Annotated in this window: 17 protein-coding genes, 2 tRNA genes and 1 riboswitch; of the genes, 2 read left to right on the top strand and 17 right to left on the bottom strand. The window is 55.9% G+C overall.

Features of this window, described 5'->3' with window-relative positions; genetic code table 11:
* Window positions 1–141: 141 nt before the first annotated feature.
* The 17 genes from GTP41_RS26070 to GTP41_RS25990 form a co-directional block, all read right to left on the bottom strand.
* Window positions 142–672 (bottom strand): hypothetical protein, encoded by a 531-nt coding sequence (locus GTP41_RS26070; RefSeq protein ID WP_161028512.1) that lies wholly within the window; start codon window positions 670–672, stop codon window positions 142–144.
* Window positions 673–778: 106 nt separating this feature from the next.
* Window positions 779–1363, bottom strand: coding sequence for a hypothetical protein (locus tag GTP41_RS26065; RefSeq protein ID WP_161028511.1), 585 nt, complete (start codon window positions 1361–1363; stop codon window positions 779–781).
* 60 nt (window positions 1364–1423) lie between these two features.
* Window positions 1424–1693 (bottom strand): hypothetical protein, encoded by a 270-nt coding sequence (locus tag GTP41_RS26060; RefSeq protein ID WP_161028510.1) that lies wholly within the window; start codon window positions 1691–1693, stop codon window positions 1424–1426.
* A gap of 114 nt (window positions 1694–1807) precedes the next feature.
* A complete protein-coding gene (locus GTP41_RS26055; RefSeq protein ID WP_161028509.1) occupies window positions 1808–2182 on the bottom strand; it encodes a DUF8617 domain-containing protein in 375 nt (124 codons plus the stop codon).
* A gap of 887 nt (window positions 2183–3069) precedes the next feature.
* Window positions 3070–3378, bottom strand: a complete 309-nt coding sequence (locus GTP41_RS26050; protein ID WP_161028508.1) for a hypothetical protein — start codon at window positions 3376–3378, stop codon at window positions 3070–3072.
* Between the two features lie 15 nt (window positions 3379–3393).
* Window positions 3394–3894, bottom strand: a complete 501-nt coding sequence (locus GTP41_RS26045) for an Imm44 family immunity protein (RefSeq protein ID WP_161028507.1) — start codon at window positions 3892–3894, stop codon at window positions 3394–3396.
* Between the two features lie 72 nt (window positions 3895–3966).
* Window positions 3967–4344 carry a DUF7674 family protein gene (locus tag GTP41_RS26040; RefSeq protein ID WP_161028506.1) on the bottom strand — a complete coding sequence of 126 codons (378 nt, stop codon included), beginning with the start codon at window positions 4342–4344 and terminating at the stop codon, window positions 3967–3969.
* 269 nt (window positions 4345–4613) lie between these two features.
* A tRNA-Lys gene (locus GTP41_RS26035) sits at window positions 4614–4689 on the bottom strand.
* 18 nt (window positions 4690–4707) lie between these two features.
* Window positions 4708–4783: transfer RNA gene (locus tag GTP41_RS26030), tRNA-Lys, on the bottom strand.
* A gap of 130 nt (window positions 4784–4913) precedes the next feature.
* Window positions 4914–5663: a tol-pal system protein YbgF gene (gene ybgF / locus GTP41_RS26025; protein WP_161028505.1), complete on the bottom strand. Its 750-nt coding sequence runs from the start codon at window positions 5661–5663 to the stop codon at window positions 4914–4916.
* Between the two features lie 87 nt (window positions 5664–5750).
* On the bottom strand, window positions 5751–6281 hold the full coding sequence (gene pal / locus GTP41_RS26020; protein ID WP_161028504.1) for a peptidoglycan-associated lipoprotein Pal: 531 nt from the start codon (window positions 6279–6281) through the stop codon (window positions 5751–5753).
* A gap of 50 nt (window positions 6282–6331) precedes the next feature.
* On the bottom strand, window positions 6332–7597 hold the full coding sequence (tolB, locus tag GTP41_RS26015; RefSeq protein ID WP_161028503.1) for a Tol-Pal system beta propeller repeat protein TolB: 1266 nt from the start codon (window positions 7595–7597) through the stop codon (window positions 6332–6334).
* A gap of 11 nt (window positions 7598–7608) precedes the next feature.
* Window positions 7609–8454, bottom strand: a complete 846-nt coding sequence (locus tag GTP41_RS26010; protein ID WP_161028502.1) for an energy transducer TonB — start codon at window positions 8452–8454, stop codon at window positions 7609–7611.
* Window positions 8455–8463: 9 nt separating this feature from the next.
* Window positions 8464–8901, bottom strand: a complete 438-nt coding sequence (locus GTP41_RS26005; RefSeq protein WP_229503090.1) for a biopolymer transporter ExbD — start codon at window positions 8899–8901, stop codon at window positions 8464–8466.
* A 15-nt stretch (window positions 8902–8916) separates the two neighbouring features.
* The gene (tolQ, locus tag GTP41_RS26000) at window positions 8917–9606 is read right to left on the bottom strand and encodes a protein TolQ (protein WP_161028501.1); all 690 of its coding nucleotides are present in this window, start codon (window positions 9604–9606) and stop codon (window positions 8917–8919) included.
* An 18-nt stretch (window positions 9607–9624) separates the two neighbouring features.
* Window positions 9625–10023: a tol-pal system-associated acyl-CoA thioesterase gene (ybgC, locus tag GTP41_RS25995; RefSeq protein WP_161028500.1), complete on the bottom strand. Its 399-nt coding sequence runs from the start codon at window positions 10021–10023 to the stop codon at window positions 9625–9627.
* 122 nt (window positions 10024–10145) lie between these two features.
* On the bottom strand, window positions 10146–10889 hold the full coding sequence (locus GTP41_RS25990) for an SDR family oxidoreductase (protein ID WP_161028499.1): 744 nt from the start codon (window positions 10887–10889) through the stop codon (window positions 10146–10148).
* Between the two features lie 254 nt (window positions 10890–11143).
* Window positions 11144–11255, top strand: a riboswitch (ZMP/ZTP riboswitch).
* An 82-nt stretch (window positions 11256–11337) separates the two neighbouring features.
* Between GTP41_RS25990 and glyA the strand changes: the two genes are divergently transcribed.
* Complete coding sequence (glyA, locus tag GTP41_RS25985; protein ID WP_161028498.1) at window positions 11338–12582, top strand: serine hydroxymethyltransferase; 1245 nt, start codon at window positions 11338–11340, stop codon at window positions 12580–12582.
* Between the two features lie 78 nt (window positions 12583–12660).
* Window positions 12661–13134 (top strand): transcriptional regulator NrdR, encoded by a 474-nt coding sequence (gene nrdR / locus GTP41_RS25980; RefSeq protein WP_161028497.1) that lies wholly within the window; start codon window positions 12661–12663, stop codon window positions 13132–13134.
* Window positions 13135–13169 lie beyond the last annotated feature (35 nt).

Below are 13169 nucleotides of genomic sequence, written 5' to 3'. Positions count from 1 at the left end.
TCGTGAGCGCAAACAATGGCGAATTGCGCCAAGTCCCCAAAGTGCCTATAAATCGAAACTTCTGAAGTCATTCGTTCGTCGAATTTTAAAAACTCGGAAACCAGATGCGAGCGGCGGCTGATGGCCGAACGTGGCCCGCCTTTAGCGAAGAGCAACCGCGTCAGTAAGCTCGCCGAAATACTCACCCATGTGACCGGCAGGAGCCCATTTAAATCTTCCGATTAATACTTTTCTAGGCATTGAGTTAGGCTCAATCTTGAAGCCTGGAGTGACCCAAATTGCAGAACTCTTCGCGTAGCTCATTGCCGATAAGGGCTCTCCGTCTCTTGGAGCGTACAACGCGCTTTCTTCAAAGCCGCCACCGTACACTCCTTCCACCATAACCCAACGGCCGTTGAATTGATGAGGAGCCTGTAGCAATCGATAGACCGTGGTCTGGCAATACGTGCTTTGGGACTGCCCCAAACGTGTGGGAGGGTCGCACTCCGACGGCATCAAGGGATCTGCTTCGTTGCGGAGCCGCGCAGCAGCTTCCAACTCAGAAATGCGTGCCGCAATGTTTTCGAGGTGGGCTTGATTTTGCATGGAACGCACCATGACAACAAAGCTAATCACTAAGTAAGCCATTAACGCAAGTAACCCGGCAATCTTTAAATGTCTCTTTGCAGTCATTTGCTTTTAAAACCTATTCCATCATTTAAGTCACGTCCAAAAAAGCAAGGTCTGTTCCTGGCCGAAGACCGCCTTGGTAGAACTATTGCGTCCCTGTTCGCGATGATTAGTTCTGCATACGCGATTGCAGGCCCTCAAGGCACGCAAAAAGGGGCTTCAGCTCTTCGTCTTTCAATGATCCTGAAAAGCTGACGACTGTGTCAACATCTTGGTCCTTGTAGCGCACTGCAAACTGCATTCGCTCCCCTTGCATCATTGCCAGAATAACTTTCCATGTCTGTACGAGCTCCGCACCAGCAAGGATGAATCCTGGAGTTTCGGCTGGAATGATTTCGGTCGGCAGCAAGGGCTTTCCATCAAGTTCGCCGGCGATCCAAACGGACGTGGGCGCCGGCAAAACTACTTTTGACGATGTCTTCCCTCGATTGAAATCGGTGAGTAATGTCGTCGACTTGCCCGCCTTTATTAAGCCGGCAAAAATGTCAGCGCGGATATTGATCGAGAAATCGTATGCGTCAACCACCATCGGCTTCTTGTCGAGTACAACCGCCCGTATTCCGCAGACTTTGAAGCCATTGGCATCGCGTCCAATTTGGGGTTGGAGGGCTGTATGTATAGCCTGAACAACCACTTGTGCGTCCGCTTGAAAAGTCCACGTGGCCAGGATAAATGCTAAGAGAATAGCTCTCATTTTGTCCCGCATAACTAGTTAAAAGTCGAAGTCCTTTGGCAGCAGCTGGCCGTTAGCGCATCAATGCGGATCGCCACTGCTATGAGCACTGTACTTGCCGATACCAGCGTGCTTATGAAATTCATCCTCTGCACTATTTGCGGCACGCCTATACCTGAGGGTAACTAGGTAGTAGGCGAGACCGAATCCCACAATCGTAATGAACAATGAATGGAAGAACGCATAGAGTCCCAGGGCTGCAAATATGGCGCAGGTCCATCCAAGTTCCTCAGCAACGCCCAATCTTGTGTCAGCAAGCATAGACTTCAGTTCAAGTTCATTCTCGGGCATATATGTTCCTAGCGCGGTCTCGCATCAATTCTGTGCTTCGTGAAATTCCCTGTTGGGCAAGTAATTCATGTACGTCCGTTGGTGGCCGAAAGGGTCTCCCCCATGACACGAAGTTTAAACTGCTAGGACAGCGTGGTAATCGCCTTCATCGGGCTTGAACGAAACAAAGGTGTTTGTTCCCTTTTTTTGGAGCCAGATGCGACCACAACTTTCGCATTCATACATATCCGAAGCCAAGCCTGCAAATGCCGACGAAATACGATCTACAAAGAGCTCCGTCGCTGTAATTGACGCCCCGTCGGGAAGTTGGGCGGCAATGTGAGGCGCCATGCCTTCTACGCTGGCGGCTTCAGTAAATTTCGCCGCGTCTTTGGTGATTTGATCGAACAGAAATTGATCATCACGATCCCGGATAAAGGCGGCCTTATACGGCAGCGAGTCGCTTTGGTCCCTGATGACATGCCCACAAAGGCAACCTAATTTACTCATCTATTTCTGTCTCTTGTGTGTTTCATTTGCATTCAATCGGACTGCTTGTGGCCGGAGGCGGAATCTGCATCACTCCGCTGGTCGCGCAGATCGATGAATGAACGAGCAAGTGCCGTTGTCGTGATGTCGCCAACGAAATGGAATTCCTAACCACCCGACACGGAAACAGATACCGAAATGGGTGTTAAGTTGCAATTTTGAAAATTCATCAGGAGGTACAATTAGTCCATAGTCGTCCGTGTACTTCGAATTGCGAACGTATACCCAACTTCCGCTCTTTCTATTCGCCTCCAACTTTGTTACCGTTCCTTCTATCACCAGACGCTGGTCAGTGACGAATACTGCATTTATCCATCCTATGGCAGTAATGCTAACAAAAAGAAGAACAAGGTAGTTGCCCAAAATCTTGATGGCGGAAGTCCATGGACCGCGGTACGAGCGACGATCACGTTCCCAATAGTAGACAGCGATTGCAAGCGGCAATGCGACAAATTTACATGTAAACAATAATGCTTCTGGACCAGGCACTATTATTTCAGAAAACAGATAAAGGCCCAGGAAACCAATCACGAAAACGAGTGGCCAAATGGCAATGGAGGTTATGAGATCAATTGCGCGGCGACCATTCGTTGGGTTTGGCAGTGCATTCGCATCCTCCCAAAGCAGGCCGTTGCAGTTCGAACACCGTTCGCATCCGAAAGAATTGTTAGTCCCGCATTTTGAACACAGCATTATGCTATCCGTTGACGCTCGCGATCAGCGACGTCGATATGAGTCCATTGAGTTGAATGATTGTGCCATCAGAAGCTCCATAAATCCAAACTGAGGCAGCCTTACCAAGAATAGGCTGGTATAAGTTGAACAAAATTATGGACTGCTTTTGGCCGCTAGACGTCATGCTCATTGATCGAGCTTTCCAGCAGCACCCGACAAGCCACAAAGATATCATCCACGCAGTCGACGGCTGAAATTCCAACGCGTTCATGCCCAGATTGGTCATGAGCTAAAGCGAAAAATATTTCCAACGATTTGGGATAACCAAGCTTCGCAGCGGTAGATGCAATCAGTGCGCAACCAACGTTTGCATCCAGCCTGTTCGAGAGGATTTCTTGGGCCAAAAGCTTCGCGTCCTCGAAGGACTCATAAGTTCTCATATCAACATCCAAATTCGCCGTGCCAATTTCTAAGGTCTGCATCTGGCCGACTACAGCCTACGAGCTTGTTAATACTTCCAGTTCATCGACCGGGCATTGGACCAGCAGTCGTGCAACATCTTTCGAGAACGCAGCTGAATCAAACCCCTTTGGTTTTCGCTTCATCTCAGCTACACGTTCAATTGCGGAGAGCAGGATCTCCGAGAATCGTTGAAATTGCTCCCTTGCCGTAAGATCTTTCACATCGGGCCAATTGAGCTGGCCAACTGAAATCAGCGCTTTGATCTTTGGGCGGTAACTAGTGTAGCGGCTCATCGAAGTGAAGAATTCGTCCCAGCCTGCTAGCTCTGCAATCTCAAACCCGAGGACAAAGGTTTCCACTGAGTCGCCATACGAATAATTCTTCAAGGCCGCATCAAAATAGTCTTCGATTCTTGCTATGCTCAGCTTCCACATCCCGGTCTCAGGAGGCGGACCGCTGTAATAGACTAATCCGCTTTGCGATGCGCCCGCCCATTTCACTTCGTCGCCACATGTAACCTTAATTTTCAACTGCACTTACGGACACTCCCTGTTGAGCGCAAAAAACGCCAAATTCCAAGTTCTGCTTTTGGCCGCAGCCAGCCTCGTTTAACGGGTAATACCGTGGAAATTATCCATTGCCGTGCAATGGGAGTGCGCCAACGGTCCGAGCAACGGTCGCCAAAGTTCCGGCGCTATTCTTCGTTGATGCTGTAGTCCTTCAAGGAAGCCGGTCGCTACGACAGTTTGCACTTCCTCATCGCCTGTCGCGAGGAGCTTTTCCACTACCAAAAACAGTGCGTCAGCTTGCTCGTAGTCTCCGCTCTCTAAACGGTCTTCGACCAAACTGCGAAGTTCCTCCATCCATGGAAACGGAAGGAATTCTCCTCCGTCCCCAATCCAATTTTCTGCCGTAGCAACAACTCGTGCGCGCAATCCGCTATATGCACGGCAGAACAACTGACGCATCTCTTCAAGCTCAATCATCCATCGGTTCCATTGTTTTTCTTCAGCTTTGCGACCGTCTGCTCTTGGCCGATACCGACCGACTAGGATTGTGCTTCAACCGCAGCTAAGTTTCTGGCCACTTTGCGGCGATTGAGAATGGGGCAGCGAAAGCATATCATTCTTGCCCAAGCGAAAATGCGTGCATTGTTGCAGGCTGATGCTGAAGGCGGGGGCGAGCGATGGTTCCGAAACGGAGCAGAAAACAAAAAAGCCCCTGAACCGAAATTCAGGGGCTTCTCTGCGTATCTTGGTAGGCCGTGCGGGGCTCGAACCTGCGACCAACGGATTAAAAGTCCGCTGCTCTACCAACTGAGCTAACGACCCAAGGTTTCTTTATTCGAATGGTAGGCCGTGCGGGGCTCGAACCTGCGACCAACGGATTAAAAGTCCGCTGCTCTACCAACTGAGCTAACGACCCGTCGAATGAAGAAGCGAGATTATAGGCTGGGCTGTTGGATCTGTCAAATGCTGCGCGGCACTTTTTCAGGATCCGGGCATCGGGGACGGACCCGAAGGGTCAGTCCCCTTGTTCGCTTGCGTCCCTCGGCTTACTTGGCTTTGAGGCGCTCTTTGGCGGTGGTGGCGGCTGCGGTGCCGGGGTAGGCTTTGATCAGCTCTTGCAGGGTCTTCTTGGCGTTGTTGACGGCCTTCAGCTCCATCTGGCAGCTGGCGATGTTCAGCATGGCGTCGGCGGCTTTGGGGCTGTCCGGCCAGGTTTTCACCACGACTTGCTGGGCGGTGATGGCATTTTTGCAATCACCCTGGGCATAGAAGGCGTTGCCCAGCCAATATTGGGCGTTGGAGGCGTAGGCGGAGGCGCCGTAGCGCTTGACGAAGTCCTGCAGCGCGTTGGCCGCGCCTTTGTAGTCGCCGCCTTTGAATTGGGCCATGGCGTTGTCGTAGGCGTTCTGTTCGTCCATGTTGACGGAAGTGGTCTGGCCGTCGATGGTGACCTGGCGCGGCTCCAGCTTCTTGATGCGGGCGTCGAGGTCGGTGTAGAAGTCCTTTTGGCGCTTCTGGGCTACCTGGATTTCGTTCAGCAGGATTTCAACCTGGCCGCGCAGGCGCGAAATTTCTTCACGCATCTGGTCCTGGCTCGAAATCAGGTCCAGCGTGGCGCTCTTGTCGGTCTTGGTGTCGATCAAATTCTTCAGGTCGCCTTCCAGCTTGCTGACCTTGGCTTTCAGGTCGGTGATGGCCTTGCGCGCTTCTTCATCGTCGAAGAGGCCGGCGGAGGCGGTCAGGGGCAGGGTGGCGGCGAACAGGGCTGCCATCAGGGCGGACTTGGTGAATTTCATTGATCTTTCCTTGCACAAAAAAAGAAATGGGGCAGGGCGCAGTATAAACTGCGCGCTGCCCCTTGTGCGTCATGTTAAGCCGGAAGATTACTTGGCTTTGTACACGATGTCAGCACGGCGGTTCTGTGCCCATGCTTCTTCGTTGGAACCGGTTGCCTTTGGCTTTTCTTCGCCCAGGGACACGGCTTCCATGCGCGCTTCTGGCACGCCCAGGGCTGCCATCGACTTACGCACGGCTTCAGCGCGCTTCTGGCCCAGGGCCAGGTTGTACTCGGAGCCACCGCGTTCGTCGGTGTTACCTTGGATCAGGATGGCGCGCTGGCCGTTCTTCACCAGGTATGCGGAGTGGTTGGACACCACTTCTTTGCCGTCTTCACGCACAACGTAGCTGTCGAAGTCGAAGTACACGGAACGGTTGGCCAGCTTGCCGCCTGGGATGTCCAGTTCGTCAACTGGTGCCACTACTGGGGCAACAGCGCGGGTGTCAGCTGCAGGAGCGGCTGGAGCAGCTGGCTTTTCAACCACTTCCGGTGCTTTTTCCACTGGTTTTGGGGTGGAGCAAGCTGCCAGCAGGGCGGCGGTGCTGAGGATGAAGGCTACGTGTTTTACGTTACGCATTTTTATTTCTCCTGGTCGTTAAAGGTGCTACTTCTCTCTTTTTTACTTCTTTACTTCATGAAAGGACCCCAAGTGGGTTCCTTGATATTGCCCGCCTGAATACTCAGGCGTTGCTTAACACGGCCGTCTGTCGACGCCACGGCCAGCGAGCGGCGGCCGCCGTTCTGGGTGGCGTACAGGATGTACTTGCCATTCGGAGCGAAGCTCGGCGAATCGTCGCTGGTGGTGTCGGACAGGCGTTGCTCCTGGCGCGATTCCAGGTCCAGTACGAAGACCTGGAAATTGCCGTCGCGGCGCGAAATATACGCTAAGGTCTTGCCGTCGGCGGAAATGCGCGGGCTGATATTGTACGTGCTGCCGAACGTGATGCGCTGCGCTTCGCCGCCGTTGACGCTCATGCGGTAGATTTGCGGGCCGCCGCTGCGGTCGCTGGTGAAGTAGACGTGCTGGCCGTCGTGGCTGAATTGCGGCTCGGTGTCGATGGTGGTGCCGGTCGTCAGGCGGCGCAGGCCGGAGCCGTCCGCATTGGCAATGAAGATCTGGGTATTGCCGGTCTTGGACAGGGCCACGGCCAGCTTGCTGCCGTCCGGCGACCAGGCTGGCGCCGAGTTGTTGCCCTTCTCGTTGGCGATCACGGTGCGCTGGCGGGTAACCAGGTTTTGCACGTAGACCACGGGCTTGCGCTGCTCGAACGAGACGTAGGCCACCTTGGTGCCGTCCGGCGACCAGGCAGGGGAGATGATTGGCTCGGTCGACACCAGGGCCGGGATGATGTTCTCGCCGTCGGCATCGGCCACTTCCAGGCGGTACTGCTTGCCTTGCTGCGCCACGTAGGCGATGCGGGTCGAGAAGATGCCCTTGATGCCAGTCAGCTTTTCATAGATGTCGTCGGCGATCTTGTGCGCCGCCAGGCGGCCGTACTGGTTGGGCACCTGGGTCTTGATGGCGGACAGGTCGTTGCCGGCGCCGGTGGACAGCAGGCGGTACTGCACGTCGAACGTGCCGTTGCCCAGCGGGGTGACCGAGCAGGCAGCGAATGCGTCGGCGCCGCGCGCCTTCCAGCTGGTGGCGTCCAGCTGCATCAGGTTGGTGGTTGCACCGGCATCGATAATCTTGAACATGCCGCTGCGGGTCAGGTCGGCCTTGATGATTTCCGAGATGCGGGCCGGCGCTGCGGCCTCGTTGGCGCAGGGGCCGATGGCCACCGGAATCTGGTTGCTGCCCACGCCGGAAATTTCCACGCGCAGCTGGGCCTGTGCCGACAGCGCGAACGCCGTGCCGGCCAGGACGAACAGATATTTTGCGTTGTTAATCATTCTCACGATCCTTATTGCCGCATTTCTTTGAGTTTGAAGGTCGCCGTGATCTCGCGTTCCACCGTGCCATCCTTGCGCTTAGGCAGCGGGGAGGCATTGCGGATCGCGTTCTCGATCGCGGTGTCATACGCCGCGACGCCGCTGGATTTTACCTTGCGGACGCCCATTACTTCACCAGTCGGCAACTGCGTGATGGTGTACACCGCTTCGACATCTTCCTGGCCTGGATAGTTCAGGAAGCTGCGAATCTTGGTCACGATCGCCGCTTTATAACCATCGTCCAGGCGCGGTGCGGTGGACTTGGCTGCCGTGCCGGTGGAGCCGGCGGCGGCCGAACCCATGATGCGTTTCATTTCCGCTTCACGGGCTTTGGCCGCTTTTTCCTTCTCTTTCAGTTCCGCCAGTTTCTTGGCTTTTTCTTTCTCCAGCTTTTCCAGCTTTTCTTGTTTCTCCAGCTCGGCCAGTTTTTTCTCTTCTTCTTTTTTCTTTTTCAGCTCGGCCAGCTTCTTCTCTTCCAGTTCTTTCTTTTCTTTTTCCTTCTGCTTGCGCAGGGCGATCTCAGGATCGGGCTGCGGCGGCTTTACCACTTCCGGCGGCGGCACTTCCTTCACCGGTTCGCGGGCGGGCGGCTCGGGTTCCGGTTCCGGCTCGGGTTCCGGCTCGGCTTTCGGCGCCGCCATCTGGGTCGTCATGTCCCAGATTTCGGCATCCACGCCAACCACCTCATTGTTCCAGCGGATGCCGATCCACAGGAACAGGAACAGCACGCCGTGCACGGCCACGGCGAGCGCAAACGCGCGCGTACCGGTGTGCCGCCTGGGCACACGGTACGGTCCGCCAGCATCTGCCATCGTCATTGCCATGCCTTACTTGGTTGCCAGGCCAACGCGGTGAATCCCCATCTTTTTCGCTTCGGAAATCAACTGAATCACATCGTCGTACTTGCTTTCCTTGTCGCCGGCGATCAGCACCGGGTACTCGGGATATTGTTCATGCAGGGCGCGCAGCTTGCGCACCAGGGCCTCGCGGTTCGGCTCGGTTTCCGGCGCCTCGGCCGCTTTGCCGGCGATGCCGATCGACAGCGAGCCGTTCGGCTTGACCTGCACCTGGATGTAGGCATCCGGCGGGCGCACGGCTTTTTCCGCGTGCGGCAGGTCGATCGACTGCGGGTTGTTCGAGGTCGGCATCACCATGAAGATGATCAGCAGGCAGAGCATCACGTCGATGTACGGCACGACGTTGATCTCGGCTTTGAGCTTGCGGCCACGGCCGCCGCGCATGCTGCTGGAAAGGGAAGAAGCCATCTTCAGTTTCGCCTTTTAACGGGACTGGCGCTGCAGGATGTTCGAGAATTCTTCAACGAAGCTCTCAAAGCGGATCGCCAGGCGGTCAATATCGTGCGAGAAGCGGTTGTAGGCCACCACTGCCGGAATCGCCGCGAACAGGCCGATCGCGGTCGCGATCAGCGCTTCCGCAATACCGGGCGCCACGGCCGACAGGGTTGCCTGCTGCACATTGGCCAGGCCGCGGAACGCATTCATGATGCCCCAGACAGTACCGAGCAGGCCGATGTACGGCGACACGGAACCGACCGACGCCAGGAAGGCCAGGTGCGCCTCCAGCGCATCCATCTCGCGCTGGAACGCCGCGCGCATGGCACGGCGCGCGCCATCCAGCACCGCGCCCTGTTCCAGGTCGCGGCTGGCAGCCGCCGCCTGCTTGCCCTTGATGAACTCGCCCATGCCCGCCTCGAAGATGCGCGCCAGGGCGCCGCTGTTGGCACGATTGCTACCGGCGCTGGCATGCAGCGCATGCAGGTTGCCGCCGGCCCAGAAGGTCTTCTCGAACTCGACGGTTTGCTTGCGCGCACCGCGCACATCGAAGAGCTTCTTGAAAATATAGGTCCAGCTGATGACGGAAATCGCAAGCAGCAGCGCCATGATCAACTGCACGATCAGGTGGGCGTTGGAGATGAGGGCGATGAAGGAAAGGTCTTGGGTGACGTTCATTGTTTCTCAGTCTAATTATTATGCGCGCATGCGGACAGCCACAGCATCGGGCACGGCGCGCGGACGCAAAGCCGAATCGACGCAGCCAACCTTCACCCGCGCCGTATTCAGCAAACGCTCACCGCACCACGCTTCCTGCACGAACTGGATCGACGCACGGCCCAGCTTTTCGATACGAAGCGTCAATTTTATTACATCGTCCAGACGCGCCGGCGCGTGGTAGTCCGCGCTGACGCTTTTGACAACAAACATGGCGTCGTGCTCACGCAGCAGGATGTCCTGGTTGACGCCGAGGGAGCGCAACCATTCGGTGCGCGCGCGCTCGAAGAACTTCAAATAGTTCGCGTAGTAGACGATCCCGCCGGCGTCCGTGTCTTCGTAATAAACGCGGACTTCCCAGGTGAACTCAGACGACATATGGATAGAACAGCTACTAAATGAGAATGGGCAACATTTTACGCCAAATAATTAGGCGTTTTTAGACATTTGCACAATCTCGTAACAATTGCTTACGGTTTTCCCTTACATGCGCCGGAATTTTAGCCGCGTTTAATCGCAAAAGGGGAGAAAGCTTGGCAAGTTGGCATCAATTCAATCAAATTCACGTTGATATGTGGCGGCAAAGTTGCAATCCAGTAAGCTGTATTGGCAATATCGTCAGCGGTGAGCGGTTCGGTGCCTTCGTATACTTTCGCCGCCGCCGCATCATCTTTCAGGCGCACGTTGGAAAACTCGGTGCCACCGCAGAGGCCCGGCGCGATATTGGTGGCGCGCACGCCGGTACCGATCAAGTCCGCGCGCAGGTTCAGGGTGAACTGCTCGACGAAGGCCTTGGTCGCACCGTAAACGTTGCCGCCCGGATAAGGGTAATGGCCAGCCACCGAGCCCAGATTGATGACGGTGCCGCGGCCGCGTTCCACCATGCCCGGCAGCAGGGCATGGGTCATGGTGACCAGGCCGGTGCAATTGGTCGCGATCATGGTTTCCCAATCCTCCAGCGACGCCTCATGCGCCCCCTTTACGCCCAGGGCCAGGCCAGCGTTATTGATCAGCACATCGATGTCACGCCACTCTGCCGGCAGCGAAGCCAAGGTTGCCTGGATAGCCGACTTATCGGTCACATCCAGCTTCACCGGCAGCAAGTTCGACCCCAGCTCCGCCGCCAGGTTTTCCAAGCGCTCAGCCCGACGGCCAGCAGCGATGACTTGATGTCCATTCCGCACAAAAACCCGCGCCATCGCGGCACCAAAACCAGCGGTAGCGCCGGTAACTAACACGATCATGGTCGAACTCCCAATATTGAAGCGTTGATTGTAGGCCAATTTCGGCCAAAACCGGTGCCAAAACCGGTGCCAGGTCTGTCAATTGGACAGCTAGCGCTAACGTTTGATCCATCTCAATACGTAAAAACGGCCTGGAAAGCGTATTGAGAAAGATCAAAGAAATGGTGCGTTTGTCCGAATGACAGACCTGGCACCGGTTTTCCGGCACAACCGTTGCCGTTATCTGCTACTTAACATACAATCTTGGCTCCATTACTGTCTCACGTAACTGGCGAAAAACTGGCTGGCGCTTGCGCTGCCGGTGAGAGGTGGGCAACCACCGGGGAACGTGAGATCTCAATACAGCCGTTCGCCTGGGCAGCCACGATGGAAACGTGCGTTTCGGCTGCCCTGTCACTTTTTGGCTCCCGATTCGATCCAATCTGCCTTAAAAAACTGGAGTAATTTCATGTTCGCAAAAGATCACACCCTCGCCAACGTCGACGCGGAGCTGTTTGCCGCGATCCAGAACGAGAATAAGCGCCAGCACGACCATATCGAGCTGATCGCTTCTGAGAACTACACCTCGCCAGCAGTAATGGAAGCCCAGGGCTCCCAGCTGACCAACAAGTACGCTGAAGGCTATCCAGGCAAGCGTTACTACGGTGGCTGCGAGTACGTCGACGTCGTCGAGCAACTGGCGATTGACCGCGTGAAGCAGCTGTTCGGCGCGGAAGCGGCCAACGTGCAGCCTAACTCGGGCTCGCAGGCGAACCAGGGCGTGTTCTTCGCTGTCCTGAAACCAGGCGATACCATCATGGGCATGTCGCTGGCGGAAGGCGGTCACCTGACCCACGGCATGGCGCTGAATATGTCCGGCAAGTGGTTCAATGTCGTTTCCTACGGCCTGACCGCGGAAGAAGATATCGATTACGACGCCATGGAAGCCTTGGCGAAAGAGCACAAGCCAAAGATGATCATCGCTGGCGCTTCGGCTTTCTCCAAGAAGATCGATTTCGAGCGTTTCGCCAAGGTCGCTAAAGCGGTTGGCGCCTACTTCATGGTCGACATGGCCCACTACGCCGGCCTGATCGCCGCCGGCCTGTACCCGAACCCAGTGCCGCACGCTGACTTCGTCACCTCCACCACCCACAAATCCCTGCGCGGACCGCGCGGCGGCATCATCCTGATGAAGGCTGAGCACGAGAAGATCATCAACTCGGCTATCTTCCCAGGCATCCAGGGTGGTCCGCTGATGCACGTGATCGCTGGTAAGGCTGTGGCTTTCAAGGAAGCGCTGTCGCCAGAGTTCAAGGCTTACCAGGAGCAAGTGGTGAAGAACGCTGACGTTCTGGCCAAGACCCTGATCAAGCGCGGCCTGCGCATCGTGTCCGGCGGCACCGAGTCGCACGTGTTCCTGGTCGATCTGCGCGCCAAGAACCTGACCGGCAAGGAAGCTGAAGCGATCCTGGGCACGGCACACATGACCTGCAACAAGAACGGTATCCCGAACGATCCGCAGAAGCCTTTCGTGACCTCCGGTATCCGTCTGGGTTCGCCTGCCTTCACCACCCGTGGTTTCAAGGAAGCGGAAGCGGAACAAGTGGGTAACCTGATCGCCGACGTGCTGGATAACCCGCACGACGCAGCAACCATCGAGCGCGTGAAAGCCGCTGTGAAGGTGCTGGCTGATAAATTCCCTGTTTACGCCTAAGCAGGCGGTTGGTACTATCAAGGCGCCGGATCGTAAGGTCCGGCGCTTTTTCATTACAAAATACGAGACGCTCCATTCATGAAATGCCCGTTCTGCCAGCACGATGATATCCAGGTCCTCGACACCCGCGTGTCGGAGGAGGGGGACGCCATCAAGCGGCGCCGGCGCTGCGTCAACTGCGATAAGCGTTTCACCACTTGGGAACGCATCGAGTTGACCATGCCTTATGTGGTCAAGAAGAACGGCAGCCGTACCGAGTATTCGGCGGATAAACTGCGTGCGAGCCTGATGCTGGCCCTGCGCAAGCGACCGGTGGCGGCGGAGTCGGTCGATAAGGCCGTGGCTTCGATCGAGGAGAAGCTGCTGACCAGCGGCCAGCGTGAAGTCGATTCGGTCTTCGTGGGCGAGCTTGTCATGGCTGAACTTAAGCGTCTCGATAAAGTGGCCTATATCCGCTTTGCTTCCGTCTACAAGAACTTCGAGGACCTGGCTGAATTCCAGGACGCGATCGAAGAAGTTGGCGACGGCCAAGAGCTCAATCCCAAGGCTTGATTTTCCTCAAACCCGTGTCTCCGCTGCTGTCTAAC

The organism is Pseudoduganella guangdongensis (assembly GCF_009857475.1).
GTDB classification, from domain to species: Bacteria; Pseudomonadota; Gammaproteobacteria; order Burkholderiales; family Burkholderiaceae_D; genus Rugamonas; species Rugamonas guangdongensis.
The sequence above is the reverse complement of the archived record's forward strand: the minus strand, read 5'-3'. Positions and strand labels throughout refer to the sequence as shown.